Annotated in this window: 17 protein-coding genes and 1 tRNA gene; 12 read left to right on the forward strand and 6 right to left on the reverse strand. The window is 64.3% G+C overall.

The window, feature by feature from the left end; translation table 11 throughout:
• The first annotated feature begins 2 nt into the window (after positions 1-2).
• Positions 3-2,087, forward strand: coding sequence for a TonB-dependent receptor domain-containing protein (locus tag AVKW3434_RS17270; RefSeq protein ID WP_284406818.1), 2,085 nt, complete (start codon positions 3-5; stop codon positions 2,085-2,087).
• 280 nt (positions 2,088-2,367) lie between these two features.
• Positions 2,368-3,510, forward strand: a complete 1,143-nt coding sequence (locus AVKW3434_RS17275) for a DNA topoisomerase IB (protein ID WP_284406819.1) — start codon at positions 2,368-2,370, stop codon at positions 3,508-3,510.
• 54 nt (positions 3,511-3,564) lie between these two features.
• Here AVKW3434_RS17275 and fumC read toward each other — a convergent pair whose 3' ends face one another.
• Positions 3,565-4,950, reverse strand: a complete 1,386-nt coding sequence (fumC, locus tag AVKW3434_RS17280) for a class II fumarate hydratase (RefSeq protein ID WP_284406820.1) — start codon at positions 4,948-4,950, stop codon at positions 3,565-3,567.
• Between the two features lie 187 nt (positions 4,951-5,137).
• Here fumC and AVKW3434_RS17285 point away from each other — a divergent pair, with 187 nt between their 5' ends.
• The 3 genes from AVKW3434_RS17285 (at position 5,138) to murI (ending at position 10,032) form a co-directional block, all read left to right on the forward strand.
• Positions 5,138-7,357 carry a putative bifunctional diguanylate cyclase/phosphodiesterase gene (locus AVKW3434_RS17285; protein ID WP_284406821.1) on the forward strand — a complete coding sequence of 740 codons (2,220 nt, stop codon included), beginning with the start codon at positions 5,138-5,140 and terminating at the stop codon, positions 7,355-7,357.
• A gap of 73 nt (positions 7,358-7,430) precedes the next feature.
• The gene (locus AVKW3434_RS17290; protein WP_272564198.1) at positions 7,431-8,984 is read left to right on the forward strand and encodes a fumarate hydratase; all 1,554 of its coding nucleotides are present in this window, start codon (positions 7,431-7,433) and stop codon (positions 8,982-8,984) included.
• A 130-nt stretch (positions 8,985-9,114) separates the two neighbouring features.
• Positions 9,115-10,032: a glutamate racemase gene (murI, locus tag AVKW3434_RS17295; protein WP_284406822.1), complete on the forward strand. Its 918-nt coding sequence runs from the start codon at positions 9,115-9,117 to the stop codon at positions 10,030-10,032.
• A gap of 46 nt (positions 10,033-10,078) precedes the next feature.
• On the opposite strand, the gene AVKW3434_RS17300 is transcribed toward murI, so the two are convergent.
• The 3 genes from AVKW3434_RS17300 to AVKW3434_RS17310 form a co-directional block, all read right to left on the reverse strand.
• Positions 10,079-10,594 carry a M48 metallopeptidase family protein gene (locus tag AVKW3434_RS17300; protein ID WP_284406850.1) on the reverse strand — a complete coding sequence of 172 codons (516 nt, stop codon included), beginning with the start codon at positions 10,592-10,594 and terminating at the stop codon, positions 10,079-10,081.
• 67 nt (positions 10,595-10,661) lie between these two features.
• A complete protein-coding gene (locus AVKW3434_RS17305) occupies positions 10,662-11,294 on the reverse strand; it encodes a DUF6806 family protein (RefSeq protein WP_272564201.1) in 633 nt (210 codons plus the stop codon).
• Positions 11,295-11,307: 13 nt separating this feature from the next.
• A tRNA-Leu gene (locus tag AVKW3434_RS17310) sits at positions 11,308-11,399 on the reverse strand.
• Positions 11,400-11,915: 516 nt separating this feature from the next.
• On the opposite strand from AVKW3434_RS17310, the gene AVKW3434_RS17315 reads away from it, so the two are divergent.
• The 5 genes from AVKW3434_RS17315 to AVKW3434_RS17335 all read left to right on the forward strand — a co-directional run bounded on the left by AVKW3434_RS17315 (position 11,916) and on the right by AVKW3434_RS17335 (position 18,030).
• Positions 11,916-12,368 carry a hypothetical protein gene (locus tag AVKW3434_RS17315; protein ID WP_284406823.1) on the forward strand — a complete coding sequence of 151 codons (453 nt, stop codon included), beginning with the start codon at positions 11,916-11,918 and terminating at the stop codon, positions 12,366-12,368.
• A gap of 517 nt (positions 12,369-12,885) precedes the next feature.
• Entirely contained in the window at positions 12,886-14,715 is a 1,830-nt protein-coding gene (locus AVKW3434_RS17320) for an ATP-binding response regulator (RefSeq protein ID WP_284406824.1), read from the forward strand.
• 479 nt (positions 14,716-15,194) lie between these two features.
• Positions 15,195-16,169 carry a LysR family transcriptional regulator gene (locus AVKW3434_RS17325; protein ID WP_284406825.1) on the forward strand — a complete coding sequence of 325 codons (975 nt, stop codon included), beginning with the start codon at positions 15,195-15,197 and terminating at the stop codon, positions 16,167-16,169.
• On the forward strand, positions 16,166-17,089 hold the full coding sequence (locus AVKW3434_RS17330) for an alpha/beta fold hydrolase (RefSeq protein ID WP_284406826.1): 924 nt from the start codon (positions 16,166-16,168) through the stop codon (positions 17,087-17,089). The genes AVKW3434_RS17325 and AVKW3434_RS17330 overlap by 4 nt, the downstream gene beginning before the upstream one ends.
• A gap of 185 nt (positions 17,090-17,274) precedes the next feature.
• Positions 17,275-18,030 (forward strand): M20/M25/M40 family metallo-hydrolase, encoded by a 756-nt coding sequence (locus AVKW3434_RS17335; RefSeq protein ID WP_284406827.1) that lies wholly within the window; start codon positions 17,275-17,277, stop codon positions 18,028-18,030.
• Positions 18,031-18,111: 81 nt separating this feature from the next.
• Here the strand turns inward: AVKW3434_RS17335 and AVKW3434_RS17340 are convergent, their stop codons facing one another.
• Positions 18,112-19,131 (reverse strand): secretion protein EspV, encoded by a 1,020-nt coding sequence (locus tag AVKW3434_RS17340; RefSeq protein ID WP_284406828.1) that lies wholly within the window; start codon positions 19,129-19,131, stop codon positions 18,112-18,114.
• A gap of 290 nt (positions 19,132-19,421) precedes the next feature.
• The gene (avrBs1, locus tag AVKW3434_RS17345; protein ID WP_284406829.1) at positions 19,422-20,765 is read right to left on the reverse strand and encodes an AvrBs1/Avra family type III secretion system effector; all 1,344 of its coding nucleotides are present in this window, start codon (positions 20,763-20,765) and stop codon (positions 19,422-19,424) included.
• Here avrBs1 and AVKW3434_RS17350 point away from each other — a divergent pair.
• On the forward strand, positions 20,765-21,169 hold the full coding sequence (locus tag AVKW3434_RS17350) for a hypothetical protein (RefSeq protein WP_284406830.1): 405 nt from the start codon (positions 20,765-20,767) through the stop codon (positions 21,167-21,169). The two genes, avrBs1 and AVKW3434_RS17350, sit on opposite strands and share 1 nt — an antisense overlap.
• 157 nt (positions 21,170-21,326) lie before the next feature.
• Positions 21,327-22,412, forward strand: a complete 1,086-nt coding sequence (locus tag AVKW3434_RS17355; protein ID WP_284406851.1) for an IS5 family transposase — start codon at positions 21,327-21,329, stop codon at positions 22,410-22,412.
• Positions 22,413-22,543 lie beyond the last annotated feature (131 nt).

The raw sequence follows: 22,543 nt of genomic DNA on the forward strand, positions 1-22,543 counted from the left end.
TCATGATCTTGCCGTCTTCGCTCCGCCCCCAGCCCCTGTCGCTCGCGATCGCCCTGGCCCTGAGCGCCGGTGCCCACGCCCAGACCGCCCAGCCGTCCGGATCGCAACCTGCGCAACCCGCGCAGGCCGCCCTGTCCACCGTGGTGGTCACGGCCTCGGGCACGGCCGTGGACATCAAAGAGGCGCCGGCCAGCATCAGCGTGATCACCCGCGAAGACATCGAGCGCAAGCCCGTCACCAGCCTCGGCGAGCTGCTGTCCACCATTCCCGGCGTGACCGGCGGGCTGTCGGGCACGGGCGCGCAGTCCAAGATCCGCCTGCGCGGCCTGCCCGAGAAATACACGCTCATCCTCGTGGACGGCAAGCGCCAGGGCAATTCGGCCGGCGTGAACTACCGCGACGACCTGGGCCAGCAGGACCTGGACTGGATCTCGCCCGAGATGATCGAGCGCATCGAGGTGGTGCGCGGCCCGATGTCGTCGCTGTACGGCTCGGACGCCATGGGCGGGGTGATCAACATCATCACCCGCAAGATCGGCCTGCGCTGGGGCGGCTCCGCCACGGTCAACTACTCCAGGCCCTCCGATTCGGAGCGCGGCGACACGCGGCAGACGGGCTTCACCGTCAGCGGCCCGGTGACCGACCGCATCGGCCTGCGCGTGTCGGGCAACTACACCGAGCGCGATGCCGACGAAGGCACGGGCGGGCATGCGGGTACCTACCTGTCCACGGCCGGCGCGCGCAACCAGGGCCTGAACGCGCTGCTGAACTGGCAGCTCACGCCCGACCAGTCGGTGTCGCTCGAGGCGGCCCAGGCCACGCAGCGCGCCACCGGCTCGGATGCGCGCACCGTCAGCGGCGGGCAGGTCGTCAGCCCCTGGGGCCTGAGCCGGCTGCGGCACACCTCGTTCGGCCTGGGGCACGACGGCCGCTGGGGCGACGTGCGCTCCAAGATCAACCTGTCGCGCCACGAGTACGAGGACCTGGGCGACACCATCGGCAACCACTCGCGCGAAACCACGCTGGACGGCCGCGTGGACATGCCGCTGAAGCTCCTGGGCTTCGACCAGATGCTGACCACCGGGCTGCAATGGAAGCAGGAAGAACTGGACAACCGCGACACCATCGGCCTCGCCCCCATCGACTACAGCGGGCGGCCGGTGTCGGGATCGTCCCTGTCGGCCACCACCTGGGCGCTGTTCGGCGAGGACCAGATCTTCCTGCGCGAGAACCTGGCGCTCACGCTCGGCCTGCGCATGGACCACCACGAAAAGTACGGCAACAACTGGAGCCCGCGCGCCTACTTCGTCTACCACCCGGCCTCGGCGTGGACGGTGCGCACCGGCGTGTCGCGCGGCTTCCGCGCGCCGGGCCTGAAAGAGAACTCGCCCAATGCCGCCACGCAGTCCGGCGGCAACGGCTGCCGCAGCCTGGCGGGCCTGGGCTGGACCAGCACCCGCGTGAATGCCGACGGCACGCGCGGCTGCTACATGGCCGGCAACCCCGACCTGCAGCCCGAGACCAGCACCAACTTCGAGCTGGGCACGGGCTATGAGCAGGGCGGCTGGGCCTTCGGCGCCACCTACTTCCACACCGACTTCAAGAACAAGATCGACTACCAGCCCCTGGGCATGTACAACGGCTTCTGGTGGACGCGCATGGCCAACGCCCAGCGCGCCCGCACGCGCGGGCTGGAGGCCAACGCCACGGTGCCGCTGGCGCCGTCGCTCGACTGGCGCACCAATGCCACGAAGATGTTCGAGTCCAAAAACCTCACCACCGGTGCCTCGCTGCTGTCCGTGCCGCGCCTGACCGTGTATTCGTCGCTGCAGTGGCGCATCGCCCCGGCCTGGACCGCCGACGCCAGCGCCCGCTACGTGGGCAAGGAACTCGTCGTCACCGGCGCGGCCACCACCTTCGCCAAGGCCTACACCACCGTGGACCTGACCACCAGCTACCGGTTGAACGAAACCTTCACCCTGCGGGCCGGCATCCTCAACGTGGCGGACAAGCAGACGCGGGAGCTGGGCAGCAACTACGACAACGGCGGGCGCACCTACTTCGTGGGGGCCACGGCGCGGTTCTGAGGCCCGGGCGATGCATGCGGCGGCGCGGCATCCACCGCGGCGCCCGCCGCCGCCTCCATCTCGAATGCTATATTTTTCATAGCGTAATGCCCTAGTGGGTCTTGCACTGCAGGCCATTTTTACCCATGGACTGCGGTGCGAGCGCCCACCGGACCGACGCGGCGCGGATGCACTCCCACCGGCGCAGCGGGCTGCCTCCTACAGCCGGCCCGCGCCGGCTGGGCTGAGATCGGGGGGCGCGCTTCGCGCCCCCTTTTTGCCGCACCGCCTGCCTTCCCATATGCCACGCACCGCAACCGCCCCTGCCGCCGCTTCGCCGGCCCGCCCGCCCGCCACCCGCCTGGCCCGCGGACTGCGCTACGTCAACCCCGAGATGCCGGGCCTGAGCCGCGAGCGCAAGGGCGAGGGCTTTCGCTACCGCCAGCCCGACGGCCGGTGGCTGACCGACCCGGACGAGATCACCCGCATCCATCGTCTGGCCATCCCGCCCGCCTACACCGAGGTGTGGATCTGCCCGCTGCCCAACGGCCACCTGCAGGCCACGGGGCTGGACGCGCGCGGCCGACGGCAGTACCGCTACCACGCCGACTGGCGCCTGCAGCGCGACGAGGCCAAGTTCGAACGCATGCAGGCCTTCGGCCGCGCCCTGCCCCGCATCCGTGCCCGGGTGGCGCGCGACCTGCGGGCCAAGTCGGGCCCGGCGCTGTCCCGCGAGCGGGTGCTCGCCACGCTGGTGCGCCTGCTGGACACCACCTACCTGCGCGTGGGCAACGAGGAATACGCCAGCACCAACCGCTCCTACGGCCTGACCACCTTGCGCACCCGCCATGCGGCGCTGCGCGGCAGCCAACTGCAGCTGCGGTTTCGCGGCAAGAGCGGCGTGCAGCAGGAGGCCACGCTCGACGACCCGCGCGTGGCCCGCGTGGTGCGCCGCTGCCAGCAGCTGCCGGGCCAGGAACTGTTCCAGTACGAGGGAGAAGACGGCGCGCTGCATGCCGTCGATTCCGGCGACGTGAACGACTACCTGCGCGAAATCACCGGCACGCAGGAGGGCGAGCATTTCACTGCCAAGGACTTCCGCACCTGGCACGGCACCGTGCAGGCGCTGGAGCTGACGCGGCTGGCCTGCTCGCCCCAGCCCGGCGCGCCTGCGGTGACGGCCAAGCACATCCTGATCGAGGTGGCGCGGCAGCTGGGCAACACGCCGGCCGTGTGCAAGAAGTCGTACGTGCACCCCTCGGTGCTGGCGCTGGGGTCGCGGCTCACGTCCGACGCAGGTCCGGACATGCAGGTGCTGTGGGAGCGCATCGGCGGCACGAACACGCCGCGCGCGCTGCAGGCCGCCGAGCGGCGGCTGCTGGCGTTCCTGCGGCACCAGGACCGCCCGGTGCGCGCGCCGCGCGCGCGCAAGACCACGCACTGAGCCGGCGGGCGACGGGGCGCTGGCGCCTTTCAGTGCCCGCTCAGCGGCCGGCCTTCAGCGGCCGACCATGTTCCCCGGAACGACCCATTGGTCGAACTGCTCGCCGGTGACATGGCCCGACGCCACGGCCGCCTCGCGCAGGCTGGTGCCTTCCTTGTGCGCCTTCTTGGCGATGAAGGCAGCCTTGTCGTAGCCGATGTGCGTGTTGAGCGCGGTCACCAGCATCAGCGAGCGGTCCACCAGCTCGGTGATGCGGTCGCGGTTGGGCTCGATGCCCACGGCGCAGTGGTCGTTGAAGCTCACCATGCCGTCGGCCAGCAGGCGCACGCTCTGCAGGAAGTTGTGGGCCACCATGGGGCGGAACACGTTCAGCTCGAAATTGCCCGAGGCACCGCCAAAGTTGATGGCCACGTCGTTGCCGAACACCTGGGCGGCCAGCATGGTCACCGCCTCGCTCTGCGTGGGGTTGACCTTGCCCGGCATGATGGACGAGCCGGGCTCGTTCTCGGGAATGCTCAGCTCGCCGATGCCGCTGCGCGGGCCGCTGGCCAGCCAGCGCACGTCGTTGGCGATCTTCATCAGGCTGGCGGCCAGGGTCTTGAGCGCGCCGTGCGCATGCACCAGGGCATCGACCGAGGCCAGGGCCTCGAACTTGTTGGGCGCCGTGACGAACGGCAGCCCGGTCAGGCGCGCCAGATCGGCCGCGGCCTGCTCGGCGTAGCCCTTGGGGGCGTTCAGGCCGGTGCCCACGGCGGTGCCGCCCAGGGCCAGCTCGCACAGGTGCGGCAGCGCAGCGCGCACGTGGCGCTCGCCGTGATCGAGCTGCGCCACGTAGCCCGAGAACTCCTGGCCCAGCGTGAGCGGGGTGGCGTCCTGCAGGTGGGTGCGGCCGATCTTCACGATGCCGTCGAAGTCCTCGGCCTTTTGCGCCAGCGTGGCGCGCAGCTTGGCCAGGGCGGGCAGCAGCCGGTGCGTGAGCGCTTCCACCGCCGCCACGTGCATGGCGGTGGGGAACACGTCGTTGCTCGACTGGCTGCGGTTCACATCGTCGTTGGGATGCACCAGGCGGGCCTCGCCGCGCTCGCCGCCCAGGATCTCGCTGGCGCGGTTGGCCAGCACCTCGTTGACGTTCATGTTGGTCTGCGTGCCCGAGCCCGTCTGCCAGACCACGAGCGGGAACTCGCCCGAGTGCCGGCCGGCGATCACCTCGTCGGCCGCGGCCACGATGGCGTCGGTCTTCTTCGCGTCCTGCAGGCCCAGCGCCTGGTTGACCACGGCCGAGGCGCGCTTGACCTGCGCCAGGGCCCGGATGATCTCGCGCGGCTGCTGCTCGCCGGAGATGTCGAAGTTCTGCAGCGATCGCTGCGTCTGCGCGCCCCAGAGCTGATGGGCCGGCACCTCGATGGGGCCGAAGGTGTCGCGTTCGATGCGGGAGGTCATGTCTGGCGGGTCCGGTGGTGAAGAAACGAAGGGCGCACAAGGGTGCGCATCGTCCAAAAGCATAACGCGAAACAAAACCATTCTCATCGGTGGGGACCGCGTGGCGCAGAGACCCTCCCGCCCCCCGGGAGAGCCCGCGGTGGATACACTTGGACACCTTTGGCGCCCCGCTGCCGCCGCACCTTCCATGCCCTCCCCGCTCGCCCCACCGTTGACCGGCTTCCTGCCGTCGCACCACGATCCGCTGGTGGTGGCGGCGTCGTTCGCCGTGGCGTTGCTGGCCTCGTACGTCACGCTGAGCCTGGCCCGCCGCGTGCGCACCTCCCAAAGCCGCATCGGACTGGCCTGGTGGGCCGCGGGTTCGCTGGTGATGGGCACGGGCATCTGGTCCATGCATTTCCTGGGCATGCTGGCGTTCGAGTTGCCCATCGCCCTGGGCTTCACCCCCGCGATCACCGCCCTGTCCTGGCTGGCCGCCGTGGCGGCATCGGCCGTCGCGCTGGGCCTGGCCAGCATGGAGCGCGTTCGGCGCCGGCACCTGGCCGTCGGGGCGCTTGCCATGGGCGCGGGCATCAGCGCGATGCACTACATCGGCATGCGCGCCATGCACCTGTCCATCGGCATCGTGTGGAACGGCTTCTACGTCGCCCTGTCGGTGGCCGTCGCGGTGCTGGCCTCGGCCACGGCGCTTTACCTGTTCCAGGCACTGCGGGGCATGCACGGCAACCGGCGCAGGGTGTTCCAGGCCGCGGCTTCGCTGGTGATGGCGCTGGCCATCTGCGGCATGCACTACCTCGGCATGGCCGCCGCCCAGTTCCCGCAGGGCACCGTGTGCCTGAGCGCCAATTCGCTGGGCGGCTCGGGGCTGGCCGCCATGGTGGCGATCTTCACGCTGCTGCTGATGCTCAGCACGCTGTTCATCTCCATCCTCGATGCGCGGCTGCAGAACGTCGCGCGCCGGCTCACCCGCTCGCTGCAGGACAGCAACGCCAAGCTGCAGCAGGCCAATGCCGAGCTGCAAAAGCGCGCGTTCGCCGATGCGCTCACCGGCCTGCCCAACCGCCTGCTGTTCGAAGACCGCCTCGCCCACGCGCTGCTGCGCCTGGAGCGCACCAACCACCACCGCGTGCTGGACCGCCTGGCCGTGCTGTTCGTGGACCTGGACGGCTTCAAGCCCATCAACGACTCCTTCGGCCATGCCGCGGGCGACGCCATCCTGTCGGAAGCCGCCCAGCGCCTGCGCGCCGAGGCGCGCGAAAGCGACACGGTGGCCCGCGTGGGCGGCGACGAATTCCTGCTGCTGCTGGAAGACGTGGGCAACACGGCCGACTGCATCGTGGTGGCCAACCGCATCCTGGCAGCGCTCGCCCTGCCCTTCCAGGTGGCGGGCCGGCAGGTGCAGATCGGCTGCTCCATCGGCGTGGTGCTGCACCCCGACCACGGCGACCGCGACAAGCTGGTCGCCAATGCCGATGCCGCCATGTATGCCGCCAAGCGCGCGGGCGGCAACGGCTACGCCATGTTCGAGCCCCACATGGGCTCCGACGCATCCGACCAGCTGGAGCTGCAGAACGACCTGCGCCACGCCCTGGCGCGCGGCGAACTCGCCCTGCACTACCAGCCCAAGATCGACGGCAAGCGCGGCCGCATCAACGGCGTGGAGGCGCTGCTGCGCTGGCACCACCCGAAGCGCGGCATGGTGAGCCCGCTGGTGTTCATCGGCCTGGCCGAGCGCTTCGGGCTGATCGGCCAACTGGGCGCCTGGGTCATCGAAGAGGCGTGTCGGCAGATGGCCGACTGGGCACGCAGCGGCCTGCGCATGCGCGTGGCGATCAACCTGTCGGTGCACCAGCTGCGCGAAAGCGGCCTGGCCGAGCGCATCGAGCACGCCCTGCAGTTCCACGGCCTGGATTCCTCGCAACTGCTGTGCGAGATCACCGAATCGGTGGCCATGGAAGACACCAAGGCCACGCAGCGCACCTTCGAAGGCCTGGCGCGCATCGGCGTGTTCCTGTCCATCGACGACTTCGGCACCGGCTATTCGAGCCTGAACTACCTGCGCCAGCTGCCGGCCCAGCAGCTCAAGATCGACCGCAGCTTCGTGAACGACCTCGAACACGAAGAAGACGCCCGTGCCGTGGTCGATGCCGTGGTGCGGCTGGCCCACGCCCTGGGCCTGCGCGTGGTGGCCGAGGGCGTGGAAACCAGCGGCCAGCGCGACATCCTGCTGGCCATGCGCTGCGACGAGCTGCAGGGCTTTTTCTACGCCCGCCCCATGCCGGCGGACGTGCTGCTGGCCTGGGCCCAGGGCGACAAGCCGGAAGGCTCGGCGGATTTCGCGCCCTCCGTGATCGGCGGGCTCGAGGCGCTCGAAAGCCTGCCGTTCGACGCCGCCCCCCGCGGCTGACCGCCGCCAGCGCCGTCCGGAGCGGGCGGCGATAATTGCGCGGTTCGTTCTTTCCCCAAAAACACACCCCACCATGACCACGACCATCCGGTACCACGACCTCGTGGAGTCCGTTGCTGCGTCCCTGCAGTACATCAGCTACTACCACCCCGCCGACTTCATCGCCCACCTGGCGCGCGCCTACGAGCGCGAGCAAAGCCCGGCGGCCAAGGACGCGATGGCGCAGATCCTCACCAACAGCAAGATGAGCGCGACCGGCCAGCGCCCCATCTGCCAGGACACCGGCATCGTCAACGTGTTCCTGAAGATCGGCATGGACGTGCGCTGGGAAGGCTTTCCCGGCGGCCTGGAAGACGCCATCAACGAAGGCGTGCGCCGCGGCTACAACCACCCCGACAACACGCTGCGCGCCAGCGTCGTGGCCGACCCGCAGTTCGCCCGCAAGAACACCAAGGACAACACGCCCGCGGTGATCTTCACGCAGATTGTGCCGGGCGACACCGTGGACATCACCGTTGCGGCCAAGGGCGGCGGCAGCGAGAACAAGTCCAAGATGGTCATGATGAACCCCAGCGACAACCTGGTGGACTGGGTGCTCAAGACCGTGCCCACGATGGGCGCCGGCTGGTGCCCGCCCGGCATGCTGGGCATCGGCATCGGCGGCACGGCGGAAAAAGCCGTGCTGCTGGCCAAGGAAAGCCTGATGGACGACCTGAACATGTACGAGCTGCAGGCCAAGGCCGCGCGCGGCGAAAAGCTCGATCAGGTCGAGGAACTGCGCCTGGAGCTGTACGAGAAGGTCAACGCCCTGGGCATCGGCGCGCAGGGCCTGGGCGGCCTGAGCACCGTGCTGGACATCAAGGTCAAGATGTACCCCACGCACGCCGCCTCCAAGCCCGTGGCGATGATCCCCAACTGCGCCGCCACGCGCCACGCGCACTTCGTGCTGGACGGCTCCGGCCCTGCCTATCTGGAGGCGCCTTCGCTCGACCTGTGGCCCAAGATCGACTGGGCGCCCGACTACAACAAGAGCCGCCGCGTCAACCTGGACACCCTCACCAAGGAAGAAGTGGCGAGCTGGAAGCCGGGCGACACGCTGCTGCTCAACGGCAAGATGCTGACCGGCCGCGATGCCGCGCACAAGCGCATCCAGGACATGCTGGCCAAGGGCGAGAAGCTGCCCGTGGACTTCACCAACCGCGTCATCTACTACGTGGGCCCCGTGGACCCGGTCAAGGACGAGGCCGTGGGCCCCGCCGGCCCGACCACCGCCACGCGCATGGACAAGTTCACCGAGATGATGCTGGCCGAAACGGGCCTGATCTCGATGATCGGCAAGTCCGAGCGCGGCCCGGTCGCCATCGAAGCCATCAAGAAGCACCAGAGCGCCTACCTGATGGCCGTGGGCGGCGCCGCCTACCTGGTCAGCAAGGCCATCAAGGAAGCCAAGGTCGTCGGCTTTGCCGATCTGGGCATGGAAGCCATCTACGAGTTCACCGTGGTGGACATGCCCGTGACCGTGGCCGTGGACGCGGGCGGCACCAGCGCCCACATCACGGGCCCGGCGGAGTGGCAAAAGCGCATCGCCACGGGCGAGTTCAAGTCCATCGACCTCGTCGCCGCTTGAACTCCCTCTCCGGCCTTGGCGGCGGCTCCAGGCGTCGCCTGGTGGCGGCCCCGGGCCGCGGATCGGCCCAGCAGCCGCTGGAGCCGCCGGAGTTTTCTGATTTTTCCGTTCACATGGCACCAAGGCACGCATGACGCCCACCTCGCAGCAACGCCCCATCGGTGTGTTCGACAGCGGCATCGGCGGCCTGAGCGTGCTGCGCGCGCTGCAGGCCGAACTGCCGCACGAGCGCTTCGTCTACCTGGCGGACAGCGGCCACGCGCCCTACGGCGAGCGGGGCGACGCCTATGTCGCCGCGCGCACCCACGCCATCACCCGCTACCTGCAGGCGGTGCACGGCATCAAGGCCCTGGTCGTCGCCTGCAACACGGCCACCGCCGCCGCCATCCACGAGGTCCGGACCCAATGCCCGGACCTGCCCCTCGTCGGCCTGGAGCCGGCCATCAAGCCCGCGGTGGCGCTCAGTCAGACCGGGCGCATCGGCGTCATCGGCACGCGGGGCACGCTCACCAGCGGCAAGTTCGCTTTGCTGCTGGGGTCGCTGCAGTCGCAGGCCGAATTCGTGGTGCAGCCCTGCGACGGGCTGGCCTACGCCATCGAACGCAGCACTGAACATGCGGTGCCTGATGCCGCCGAATCCTCCGAGGTGCGCGAACTGTGCACGCGCTACATCGCCGCCATGGGCACGTTCGGCACCGCTGCAGGCCACATCGACACCCTGGTGCTGGGCTGCACCCACTATGTGTTCGCCGAAGAAGAATTGCGCGCCCTCATCGGCCCGGCGGTGCGCCTGGTGGACACCGGCGAGCCGGTCGCCAGGCAAACCCGCCGCCTGCTGCAGGCCACCGGCCTCCTGGCGGACCCGGGCGACGAAATCCCCGCAGCATGCGACCGCATGCAACTGATCACCACGGGCTCGCTGCTGCCCCTGCAGGCCGCAGCCCAGCGCTGGCTGCAGCTACCGGCCCGGTGCTGCAGCACGGCCACCGTGCCGGCGGACGGTGCAGGTGCAATGGTTCATGAAGCCAATCGGGCTCTGGCGCAATAAAGTTCCCGGCGTCTAGCTACAAAAACAATAGCAAACGCAACGGCCATCAGACGCCCCAGAGGCGCTCCCCCGCATGCTCGATGTGGGTCAGATACAACCGCGTATCGAACTCATACTGGTGGTAGCGGGGCTCCATGTGCTCGCACAACTGGTAGAAGGCCTTGTCGTGGTCCTTCTCGCGCAAGTGGGCCAATTCGTGCACGACGATCATGCGCAGAAACTCTTCCGGTGCCCGCTTGAACATGGAGGCGATGCGGATCTCGTGCCGTGCCGTCAGGCGCCCGCCCTGCACGCGCGCCGACGACGTGTGCAGCCCCAACGCGTGCCGCACCACATGGATCTTGCTGTCGAACACCACTTTCTGCACCGTATCGGCCTTGCGCAGATGCTGCGCCTTCAGGTCGGCGGCGTATTGGTACAGCGCCTTGTCGGTGCGCACGGCATGCGCCTGGGGATAGCGACGCTGCAGCAGGGCCGCCAGACCCCCTTCGGCGATGAGCGTGCGCACCTGATCCTGCAAGGCATCCGGGTACGCACGAAGGTAAGGCAGTTCGATCGCCATCGGTCCCGACCCGCTGGCCGCCTCTGGATGAGAGGCCACCGGGTCTTTCGAGAAGATGCGTGCGCTCTCAGTGCAGATGGCGGGGGCGGCGCCCGCCACTGCCACCATGGCCACCGCCGGAACCGCCGCTGCCGCGTGGCGGCTTGCCAATCTCCAGCGAGTTCACCAGAGCATCGAAACGCTGCGAGAACAGCTTGTCGATCTCGGCCACCACGCCGCCCAGTTCGGCGCCGTCGAAGTGGCGTTCCATCATGTTCACGACATCCTGCACGAGCAGATCGCGCTGCACTTGCATGATGGCCGCGGGGGTCGGCCCCACGAACAGCATGAGGAAGTCGTCACGCGCTTCGGTGCCGTCATCCTCTTCGTCCTCGTCGAAGTCGGTGTCGTAGAACGTGACCTCGATGGCCGCGCCCTGCTCCGACAACTCGTTGAGGCTCATGCACATCTCGTCGAGCGACTGGCGGAAGTCTTCGTCGCCACGCACCGTCCAGCAGATTTGCAGGGTGTGCTCCTTGGCGTCGAACTGGATGCCGGGCTCTTCCTCATAGGCGCTCGCCGCACCATCGGCCAAGGAACGGGCCCCGGCGTACTTCCAGAGCGGCTTCAAGGCCTCTTGCAACTGGTCGAACCCCGTATCGGCCCGCAACTGCACCTGGCCGTGGACATGGATTTCAAAGGGAGCGTTGTAACTTGACATGATCGAATCGTAGTGGTGCCCCGAGCCGGGGTCGAACCGGCACGCCCCTTTTCAGGAAGCGGCGGATTTTAAGTCCGCAGTGTCTACCAATTTCACCATCGGGGCGCCGGCTGCGCGGCGCGCACCTTGCATTCAAGCGTAACCCGGGCCACGCAGGTGCGCAACGCTGCCAATGCGGATCGGCCAATCCAAAGAACAACCGATTCGCACAATAAAAAAGGGAAGCCTAAGCCTCCCTTGCAAATCGGAGCGGGAAACGAGATGCTCGCTTCCGACTCAACGTCTTGATGCACAAGAGGTTTTTCGGACACCCCTCGGGCAGAAAACCCAGATTATGTCCTACTTTTTCGGGCGTGGCCAAGTTTCAGGCCCACGCGCACCCTGTAACCTCCAGTGCAATTCACCCCACCATGGAGGGATGGGTCATACGGAGTCGACGTGTTCCAGTCCTGCTTCCTCAAAATCTTCGATCTTTCAGAGGGTCACCCATGCACTACGCACCATCGAACCGCCAGCCACCTCGGCTTTCATCCTGGGGGTTTAACGGCTGCCTGTGCCTCACTGCCCGGGCGCAGACGGCCGAGCCCAAACTGGGCATGGGGAGTTACGACGGAGAATTGAATGGTGGGTCAGGCCGCAGCCTGCACATCGTTGCGCAGCAAGGCAACGCAAGGCATGGTCGTGAACTATGTCAGCCACCGGCCGGATGGTTCCTCGCTCTTTCTGCAAACCGGCGGCGTGCGCGCTGAGGGACAGACGGCTTTCTCTGGCGACCTGCGCGAGTTTCGCAAAGGCCCCGTACCCGGTGGCGCCCAAGGTCACGGCGAGGAAGCGGCCGACCTCGGGCAGATGCGCATCGCTTTCGACTCCGCGACGACGGGAACGGTGACCCTGCCGGGCGACACGCCCCGCCGCATCGCGCGGTTCCAGTACGAGAACCACACGGCACGTTTCAATCAGAACTATCGGAGCCGGAACATTGGCAGCACCAGCGTGATGGGGTATCCCACCGCGCTGTCGTTTTCCGCGCGCGACGGCCAGTTCCGGTTCGTTTACGGGTATGGCGAGTCCTAAACGTGCATTTACACAGGCCCCTACCGGTTCGCGGGCCGAGGCATCGAAACCTCGGGAACCTATTCCTGCAACAGCACCCAGCCCGTCACCTACGACTACCTCCGCTTCGAGGGTTGACGGAAAGGGGCATCTGGTCGGAAACATGAATTCCGGTCGCCCCAGTGATCGGCATCTGTGTTCGCCCCGACATCACTACGCCCGGTTTGCAACGTCCATGCACCAGCGCAGAACTGAACACATTGGCACTGTGAAGGCTCCTAATCACGTCAGAGCAACTGCAAGCCGTGCGCGAAACGTGCCATGCATCCCGACAGACACCGTGGGGTGATTGCAGTTCGCAGCCAGCGAGTAAATAGCGGTGTCCACACAAAGCGGCTGCGCAAGAGCAGTCGCTTCTAATGAGAGGATTCAGAGGTGAGGTAGACGTCGACTTCCCGAGTGGCTGACGAGGCCCGCAACCGCCGCCTTCGACTCCTCCACCAGCCGTTCCACCCTATTCCGCACGCTCCTCGCACAAATGCCGATCGCACCAGACAGCCGCTATCCCGATGCATGGCATGCCGAGCCCGCCGCCGATGCCCAAACCTCCAGCGCCGTACTCGATCTGGCGGTACGGCGACGACTGCTCCAATCTTTCGCATCGCGTGGCGGCGCTTCGGAGATTCCTGCCCTCGTCATTCCTGGCGTATTGACGTGGCTTCACGCGCGCACCGGAGCGCCATCCGGCCCCATGCTCTGGTGGTGGGGTGCGTTCCTCGCCTTTGCGGGCCTGCTGTGGGCCATGCAATGGCGCTTTCGCCGAGACACCACGCGGCCCGATGCCGAGGTGGTGCCTCGCTGGGAACGGATCTTCCAGGTGCTGGCAGTGGCGGATGGTGTGCTCTGGGTCGTGCCCATCGCACTCACACAGGAGGCACCCCAGGATTTCCGGCTCCTGGTGTACCTCGTCATGTGTGCGGTGATCGCCTCCGGCACGACTTTCCTCGCGCCCCAGCCCCGCGTTTTCTTTCCGTTTTTCGTGGCCACGTACGGTCCGATCCTGGCCGCCGTGACATGGTATTTCCCCGAGCGCTGGCAGGCCATGCTCGCGCTGGTGGCTCTCTTTGGCGGCGTGATCTTGCGACATGCCTGGGGGTCGCGCCGATTCGTCGTGCAGCAGGTGGAAATGGAGCGCCAGCGGTTGCAGCTCGCAGAACGTTACCGAGCGGCCAAGGAGGAAGCGGAGCGCGCGCTGGAGGAAAAGAACCGGTTCTATGCCACGGCCAGCCATGACCTGCGCCAGCCACTGCACGCATTGGGCCTGCTGATGGAGACGGCGATTCAGCGCAATACCGATGCGCAGCTCGTGCCGGTGCTCGACGGCATCCAAGATTGCGCCCGGTCCCTCTCCTTCATGTTCGATGCGTTGCTCGACCTGTCGCGCCTGGAATCGGGTACCTACGAAGTTCGGCGCGAGCCCGTGGCGCTGACCACCGTATTCGGCGACGTGGCGACGGTGTTCGGTCCGGATGCGCAGCGGCGGGGGCTGCGACTGCGGTTCGGCCTGCCACGCCGCCGACTGCCCACCGTGCACACCGACGGCACGCTACTGCGGCAGATGATCTTCAACCTCGTTCAGAACGCGCTGCGCTACACCTCGAGCGGCGGCATGCTGGTGGGGATTCGCGCGCGCGGCACGCAATGGCGGATCGAAGTTCGCGACACAGGCCCTGGCGTGCCGCTGGAGGACCAGCATCGCCTCTATGCCCCGTTCTATCGCGGCGGCGCCCGCTGGACGCAGGAGGTGGCCGGCCATGGCCTGGGCCTCTCGGTGGTGGCGCGCTCGGCCCGACTGATCGGTGCCACCTATGGCTTTCAGTCGACGCCGGGCCGGGGGTCGTGCTTCTGGCTCTCGCTCGACGCGGCGCCGGATGGCCTGCCGCAGGATGGCAAGTCGCCGGGCGACGTGTCATGGCAGGAGCGGATGGGTTCCTTGTCGGGACGCTGCCTGCTGGTCGAAGACGATCCGCAGGTGGCGACGGCGGTGGCCGCGCTTTTGCGCTCCTGGGGGCTGGAGGTCGACCTGGCAGCCACGGCACAGCAAGCATTGCAGATCGTGGACGCGGGCCCCTTGGCGCCAGGGGCCGTTCTGTGTGATCAGCGCCTTGCCGGTGGCCAGAGTGGCTTCGAGCTGCTGCAGGAGTTGCTGCGGCGGTGCCCTGCAGCGCGTGGCGCGCTCGTGAGCGGCGAGCACCAATCGGCCGCGCTGGCACAGGCAGAGGACGAAGGCTACCTCGTTTTCCGCAAGCCCCTCTCACCCGCGCAGTTGCATGCGGTCCTGGCCCGCTGGTTCACGGCCTCCGGTTGATGCCCTGCAGCACGGTTCACCCTTCACTGGGGGCGATGGACCATACCTCTGAGCGCTGACGTCACATTCAAGCGTTACGAGGCCCTTCAATGCGCTGACCTGAAGTTGGTGGATCACCCGCCGCGTATACCACCGATGATTCGCGCCAACATCCAGGCACGAAAGGTTACGTTTAATCAGATATATACCAAATTGGCATAGTCTGTATGCCGCCGGTCTCTACAGTGTCTGACACTTGATTAAAACTGGGACGACTGCCCGATGCTGCCTTTTGCAAGCTCTGCCCGCTGCGCTGGACCGTGGCATCGTTCAGCCGCTGGCCTGGGTGGAAATGCCATGGGACGGGCATCCGCGCGCGATCATCACATGGCGCCCGGGCGTGAGCTGCCATGACGGGGGCAAGTTGAGCACTGCGGACGCAGCCGATTCATTGCAACACGCCATCGACCGCAAGGCCCATCGCACCAGGAGACAACAAGATGGAAATGAAGTGGCTGGAGGATCTTCTTGCGTTGGTGCACAACGGCAGCTTTTCGGCGGCGGCCGCGGATCGGCACGTCACACAGCCTGCGCTCAGCCGCCGCATTCGCGCACTCGAACAATGGGTGGGAGTTCCACTTGTCAACAGAGCCGTCTACCCGGTGCAGCTCACGCCATATGGGCAGGAGTTCATGGGGTTGGCGCGCCAGACAGTGGCATCGATGCAAGCAATGCGCGCCGACCTTCGCCAAGCATCGGGCGAGAACGGCCAGCGTGTGCGAGTGCTGGCCCTGCACACGCTGGCATCGCGCACCGTGCCGGAGCTGATCGCACCGTTGATGCGCAATGAGCCCTCGCTGACAGTCGAGATCGTGCCCAGTGTTCAAGGTGTTGAGTCACACTTTGACGAGCTCGACGGGGGCGGCGCACAGTTGCTGGTGGGCTATTCGCAGCTCAGGCCCGAAACGCGCACCAAGGATTACGAACGACGTATCGTTGCTCACGATGCATTGGTTCCAGTCGCATCGCGCGCTTTTGTCGATGAAGACGGTCGCTGCGATTTGCAGCGCTCACGCGAGGTGCCCCTGCTCCGGTATTCGCCTTTCACTTTTTCGGCGGCACTGCTTGACCGTGTGTTCACTCAGATCGGCACGCGCTTACTGCCGCGCGCTGAATCGCCTCTGGCGGAGACGCTCAAGGCGCTTTGCCTGCAAGGATTGGGCGTGGCCTGGCTGCCGCGCAGCAGCGTGGCCGATGAGTTGGTGACCGGTGTTCTGCGCATCGTCGGAGCGGAGTGCTTTCATGTGCCAGTCGAAGTGTGCGCATGGCGCCGGTTCGACCTGAATCATCGCCGCGCCGTGCATCTATTCGAGGCGCTGCCGTCCCTGGCGGCTGCGGCTGAGCCAAGTCAACAGACGTCCCACAGCAAAACATCCGCGCCCAAGAACCGTGGCAAAACCCGAGGTATGCAATGAAAGCTTCCATCACTGACCTGACCCAACGCCGTCATCTGCTGGCTCTGGCCGCCGGCCTCCCGCTGATAGGCTGCGTTTCCTCGCCGTCTGCCGGCGGGACGCTGCTTGCCGGATCGCACGTCCTGCACTTTCCCGCACCTGGCCTTGGTGCGACCTCCGACGACATTCGCCTGCATGCCCACCGCCCCGCGCGCTGGCAGCCGGACGACCCTGTCGCCATCGTCATGCATGGCGTCCGCCGCGACGCAGACCGCTATCTCCGCGAATGGCTGGAACCCGCCGAGGATGCTGGCATCCTGGTTCTGGTGCCGGAGTTCACGCAGGCCAAGTTTCCCGGGCGCAACTTTTATAACTTCGGAAATGTCGCTGACGACAAGATGAACATACGGCCTAGCGAGCAGTGGGTATTTCGCGTGGTCGACGATGCTTTCGCCATCGGGCGTAAAGCCTTTGGAGCTCGCCGTGAACGATTTGCTCTGTACGGCCACTCGGCCGGTGCGCAGTTCGTGCACCGCTATATGCTTTTGGCAAAGGAATCACGGGCGGAACTGATCATCAGTGCCAATGCCGGTTCGTACACGCTACCCAACCGCGACGCCAATTTCCCCTGGGGCTTGGCCAACGTCGCGGCGACGGATGAAGATTTGAAGCGTGCATTTGCACGGCAGGTGGTTCTCCTATTGGGCGACAAAGACATCGACCCGAACCATCCGAATCTGCCGACCGATCCCGAGGCCAGAGCCCAGGGCGTGAACCGTTTTGCGCGCGGCCATTACTTCTACGAACAGGCGCGTGCGGCGGCGGCCAAACTGGGTGTGCCGCTGCGCTGGCGCGTGCAGACAGTTCCTGGCGTCGCTCATTCCGACCACGGCATGGCACCTCCTGCGATGAAGATCATGCGCCAGGGCGTTGCGGCGTGAGAGCGAGGCAGACCGCAGTTCCAGAGCACCGCCGCCCTGACGCATGCAAAGCACGCGGCCCATGCATGGGGTGGTTGAGTCTGGCTGGACTGTTGGTGCTGTCCAACCATCTTGAAGGCACCACGCAAAGAGTGCTCCATGCGGCGGCTCATTTTTAAATTTATCAACGTTGTGATTGAAACTCGATGAAACCGACCTCCTCGACATTCCTGCTCCCTGCTCTCTCCATCGCCTTGTCCTATGCCACCTTGGGGGTCGGCGCGGCTCATGCCCAGACTGCGGATCCCGCGGCGGAGGTACGGCGTGTGCTGGCCAGCCCAATCTACCAAAGCGCCACTGCCGCGCTCGACAAGGAGCACGGGCGTATTGTCGAAGACGGCATCAAACTGACCGAAATCCCCGCGCCGCCGTTCGGTGAAAAAGCCCGTGCAGAAGAGTTCGCCAAGATGCTCAAGGCTTCCGGCCTGAGCGATGTACAGATCGACCCAGAAGGCAACGTGCTGGGCTTGCGCAAGGGCACCCGAAGCGACGGCAAAGTGGTGGTCGTGTCCGCCCACCTGGATACCGTCTTCCCCGCCGGCACCGACGTCAAGGTAAAGCGCCAAGGCACCAAGCTGTATGCCCCCGGAATCGGAGACGACACCATGAGCCTGTCGGTGCTGTTGGGCTTCGTACGCGCCATGAAGACGGCCGGCATCAGCACCCGCGACGACATCCTGTTCGTGGGCACCGTCGGCGAGGAAGGTCCTGGAGACCTGCGCGGTGTGCGATATCTGTTTACCAAGGGCAGCTACAAGGACAAGATCAAGTCCTTCTTCTCGGTGGAGTCGGGCGACGTCAACCGAGTGACCCACGGCGGCGTAGGTTCCAAGCGCTACCCAATGCGAGAAATTTCTTTACACGGGCCAGCGATAAAAGTCGGTCAAAGCTCAAGATTTTGATCGGCGAACTGCATCGTCAAGACCGATCGTTCGCAAGTTTTGCCGCATCCAGTTGTCGTTTGGCCTGTCGTGTGTATTCGCTCAGAGCTTGCTCGACAGATCGCTCACGAGTTTTGCTCCGTCCAGCCGTCGTTTGGCCTGCAGCGTGTATTCCCTCAGCGCTTGCTCGACGGCAACCGGGTCGCGCGGGTCGATGCCGTCAACTGTCAGCGATACCGCGGCATGGATTTCAGGGTAACTGTGGGCGAAAACCTCGGCCGCTTCCACCTGTTTGTCCGGCAACCCGAGTTGGGCTCGCACCCCATTCATTCCCTTGGCCAGCACCGCAGGCGGGTTCGAGCCTTCGGTGCGAAAGAAATGAAGGGCTAAATCGATCAGGGCTTTCTTTGCCTCTTCCTGAGATAAGCCAGGGGCTGCCCAGGAGCTTTCGGCTTTCTGCGCGCCATATCGCATGGCAATGGCCACATCTGACGATGAGCCCGAGGTCCCGGTCATGACAGGCACCCCAAGCGCGTCTCGCAAGTGCGTGCCGGCGTCATGCGATAGATCGGCTCCATCCAATGTTTTCGTGGGATGAGTCCCAGAGCGAGTGGCATCGTGGCGATTTTCAGCACGGAAAGTTACGCGGTCTTGAAGTTTCAAACGACCCGCTAACAGTTGGCCCTCCTGTGCCGTTTCAAATCCTGTTTGAGCTTGTGCCCATGTAAATGGGCCGGATTCACCCTTGAGCATCATTGCGAATGCCGCACTGGACGCAGGCGAGGGCGTCCACGCTTTAGGACGCTTGTAAGGGGAGTCGTCGGAGGGAGCGATGTGACCTTGGGCTTCGTCCCCGAGCCGCTGACGATCTCTGCTCTCCAGCGCTTCTTCCGACTCCCAAAGCCCACGTTCCAGATGACAAAGCCATGCCGACTGCTGAGCAGCAGGAGTTGCGGGGTCTTTCAGAGCGAGGCTAGCGGTATCAATCAATGCCTTCTCCGCTCCGATGTTCGCGAGATAGACCTCTGCCCTGCGATGCAAGTGGGAAATGGAGTCATATCGGTTGTTCGACAATGACCGAGAGAGAAACTGACGAATGGCAGATGGCGTTTGTTCAGTCACGACATAAGGCGATCCGTCTATCGTGGCGCTGCTGAACGTGTCATTAACGGGGCTAGGCGAAGCTATGGCAACACCCATTTTCACCTCTGGCATTGGTATTCTGGGTGCCATAGTGCTGCTTGGACTGGAACGACCTACAACATCGATATGCGAGCTGTGCAGCACGCGGGATTGGGGTGATTGCGGATCACTCGACTGCTCATTCGACCGAGGTTTGCTAAAGGCACTCAGCCCGGTCGAATTGCTATTGGATAATGGTATTGAAGGATTCATGACAAAGGTTTGGAGAGTCAAAGCCTTGAAAGAAATTGACTTTTCTTAGTTAGATGTTGCATTTTAGACGAAAGAAAAAGTTCCAAACCAGTTAATATATCGCTGGCCTTGAAATCTCGCAAACTCAAGGCACGTATGGCACTTCCCTCCTCCTGGAATTCATAAGTACAAAGCGATATCCCTTTGCGGAGATTTGAAGTAATATCGGCCAACACCACCTCGCGCATTTCCTTGGAGATTAGCTTCAGGCTTTCAAGGCTAGATGCCAAGTCTTGCACCTGCCCGGATTCGGTCCATGACACTTGACGACCCAGGAAATCGATTAGACTTTTCCCTTCTGGCCCTTCTTGTTCCAAATCTCTCGCAAGGGCTGCCATTTCTAAATTGAACTCCAACAAGGTGGCGATTGCAACGCTTGGAGAATTTCCGACTTCCAGTGCCCGGGCATCCCAAACCTCTAGTTTTGCGCAATATTCATTGTGCCTTAAAACAGATCCAGGTTGCTTTGACTGAAAAATCTGCATGTTTTGCACCAACTCTTCAATAGAGTGCGAAAAATCAGAATTCTGACGGTGTGGGTCCGGTTTGATGTATTTTTTGACTTTTCGCTCCAGCATTTCCAATTTCTGGGAATGACTCAACGAAGCGCTTTTTCGCGCATATTCGGCATCGAAACCTTCGTTGGACTTGAAAGAATGCACATCACCAAATCCCGGTCTCTTTGAAATTTGTCCGAATAGGGAGGGAGGCGTTCGGTTTTCGGGCATGGAGACAATGGATGGAAGCCCTTTCCACTTTGGCCGATCAGGCTTTTTCATCAGAGAAATCGTGCTGGCCTTGGCCCCGGATACGATTGCCGAAGCAGGGTTCATGACTATGTCACGGCCAGTGATTCTGTTTGTCAGTGTGTCCACTTCGCGCTTTGCTGGTGTTTTTCCAGAGGCTCCAAACTCTTTAGTCGCTTCGTTATCTTTATAAAATCTGAGCGTACGTATCAGTGCTGGATGCCCCTCTGCGAATCTTTGCGCGACATTCCCATCTTGCCGTGGAGCGAATGCTGATTGTTCGATATATTTGTGAATGTCATTGCCCTGTATTTTCGCTTTCCTTGCGTGATCCCATAATTTTGCAATTTGCTGTACTTGGATTTTCTTTTCTTGAACCTGTGTTATTTTTCTTAAAGCTTGCGATGTTAAATTTCCTACGGTGCCTTGATGCTCATAGGTGGATGGGCCGGTTCTTGCTCGAAGCGTGTGGTGTGAAATTTCCCGTCTTTCTGGTAGGTCAGATTTTTTGTCGCCGAGAGATGTTATGTTGGATGAAAAAGATGGGGTTAAGGCGGGCGTGTTGATTTTTGGCAATGAGAACTCTCCGTTTCAATGACAATCTGAAAATTAAAGCGCCGGTTCTTTTCCCGCAGGAAGGGGATGACGAAATCCGCCTTGGCGGTTTGCTCTGCGATACGGGCCATGAGCGCTGCGGTTTCTACGCGGCATTGCTAACCGATCTGCGGTACGGAAGACGCAAGGAAGGCGCGATTGGCCTGCGTCTTTTTTTGGGCGATTACCTCGATGACGCCGGAATGCAATCCGAGATTGCTCCTGAGTTTGTCGAGTCCTTGCCTAGACGGGGTGGGATGTCGCGAGAAATAGGTTCCTTTGGTTCGTTTGATGGCCGTCAGTCCGCTGCGAATACGCAATACACGAAGGCAAGTGGACTGACTGTGTTGGGAAACAAACGATATTCCAAGCTGTGGAAATCTTGATCGAAGGCAGGCGAACTCACATCAGGATTTGCGAAGTCCGACCGCTTGCGGGGGAAACAGGCGGTATCGCCCAGGTATCGACAGAAACGTATGGGAACCTCTCAAAACCCATCCGGTCCCTTGTTGATCGAGAACGCGTGCTCCATCCTTTGCCATGATCACTCCCCGTAGCGCCCTGAAGTTCGACCTGTTCGCTGAGGCCTCGCGCCAACACAAGAGAGATGAGGTGGGCGATCCGCTGCAGGTGATCGCGCGGCACATCGACTTCGCAGAACTGGCCCGGCTGGTGGATGCCTTGATCGAACGCGGGGATGGCCGCCGGGGCGGTCGGCCCGCCTACCCCACCGAGGTGATGGTGCGCATCCTGGTGTTGAAGCGGCTGTACAACCTGTCCGATGAGCAGATGGAGTATCAGTTGCTGGACCGGGGGAGCTACCAGCGGTTTTGCCTGTTGCAGGATGCGATGAACGTACCGGACCGCAACACGATCTGGCGCTTTGGCGAGCGCCTTGGCGTGGGCGGGGCAACGGCCTTGTTCCAGGGGGTGGATGCCCAACTGCAGCGCCACGGCTACATCGCCCGGGGCGGGCAGGCCATCGATGCCACGCTGGTGCCCGCGCCCCGACAGCACATCGGCCAGCAGGAGCGGCGAACGCTGGCACAAGGCGGGCAGCCGGACTGGAGCCAAGCGCGACGCAGGCAAAAGGATGTGGAGGCCACGCACACGAACAAGCACGGCAAAAGCCACTTCGGCTACAAGCTCAGCGTGAGCGCGGACCTCAAGCACGGCTTCATCCGCCGCCTCGCCACGGGCACGGCCAGCGAGCACGACGGGCACCACTTCGATGAGGTGCTGGACATGCACAACACCGGGCGGGCAGTGCATGCGGACAAAGCCTACCCGAGCCGCCAAAGGTGCCAGATGCTGAAAGTGCCGGGATTCGTGGATGCGATGCAGCGCCGTGCGCAGGCGGGCCGACCACAGAGCGAATGCCAAAAGGGGCGCAACCAGCGCATCGCAAAGAAACGAGCCAAGGTGGAGCACGTGTTCGCCGGTATCCGCCACCTGGGGGGCAAGTTCGTGCGCACCATCGGACAGGCGCGCGCCACGGTGGGGATGACGATGATGGCCGCCTGCTACAACATGAAGCGACTGGCCTGGTTCCTGCATCGGGGCGTGGATGCTTTCTTCAAGCCCGCCACTGGCAAGGCACAAGTGCGCCTGCAAACGGTGAAAGCCTGAGCCACCGGGCCTGCAAGGCCCCTCATGCACCCAGGCGCAGACCGCTGCTGGGCCTCATCACGCTCAAACGGCTACTGGCGCCCACTCCTCCCTATTCGGATTCGTCAAACATGGGGTTGTGAGAGGCTCCC

Source organism: Acidovorax sp. SUPP3434, from assembly GCF_030159015.1.
Taxonomy (GTDB): Bacteria; Pseudomonadota; Gammaproteobacteria; order Burkholderiales; family Burkholderiaceae_C; genus Paracidovorax.

Coding starts and splice junctions, on each gene's coding strand:
- AVKW3434_RS17330 (WP_284406826.1), top strand. CDS start 16,166: ATGAAAGCTTCCATCACTGACCTGACCCAACGCCGTCATCTGCTGGCT.
- AVKW3434_RS17290 (WP_272564198.1), top strand. CDS start 7,431: ATGACCACGACCATCCGGTACCACGACCTCGTGGAGTCCGTTGCTGCG.
- AVKW3434_RS17300 (WP_284406850.1), bottom strand. CDS start 10,594: ATGGCGATCGAACTGCCTTACCTTCGTGCGTACCCGGATGCCTTGCAG.
- AVKW3434_RS17320 (WP_284406824.1), top strand. CDS start 12,886: ATGCCGATCGCACCAGACAGCCGCTATCCCGATGCATGGCATGCCGAG.
- fumC (WP_284406820.1), bottom strand. CDS start 4,950: ATGACCTCCCGCATCGAACGCGACACCTTCGGCCCCATCGAGGTGCCG.
- AVKW3434_RS17285 (WP_284406821.1), top strand. CDS start 5,138: ATGCCCTCCCCGCTCGCCCCACCGTTGACCGGCTTCCTGCCGTCGCAC.
- murI (WP_284406822.1), top strand. CDS start 9,115: ATGACGCCCACCTCGCAGCAACGCCCCATCGGTGTGTTCGACAGCGGC.
- AVKW3434_RS17305 (WP_272564201.1), bottom strand. CDS start 11,294: ATGTCAAGTTACAACGCTCCCTTTGAAATCCATGTCCACGGCCAGGTG.
- AVKW3434_RS17270 (WP_284406818.1), top strand. CDS start 3: ATGATCTTGCCGTCTTCGCTCCGCCCCCAGCCCCTGTCGCTCGCGATC.
- AVKW3434_RS17315 (WP_284406823.1), top strand. CDS start 11,916: ATGGTGGGTCAGGCCGCAGCCTGCACATCGTTGCGCAGCAAGGCAACG.
- AVKW3434_RS17335 (WP_284406827.1), top strand. CDS start 17,275: ATGAAACCGACCTCCTCGACATTCCTGCTCCCTGCTCTCTCCATCGCC.
- AVKW3434_RS17325 (WP_284406825.1), top strand. CDS start 15,195: ATGGAAATGAAGTGGCTGGAGGATCTTCTTGCGTTGGTGCACAACGGC.
- AVKW3434_RS17350 (WP_284406830.1), top strand. CDS start 20,765: ATGAGAACTCTCCGTTTCAATGACAATCTGAAAATTAAAGCGCCGGTT.
- AVKW3434_RS17275 (WP_284406819.1), top strand. CDS start 2,368: ATGCCACGCACCGCAACCGCCCCTGCCGCCGCTTCGCCGGCCCGCCCG.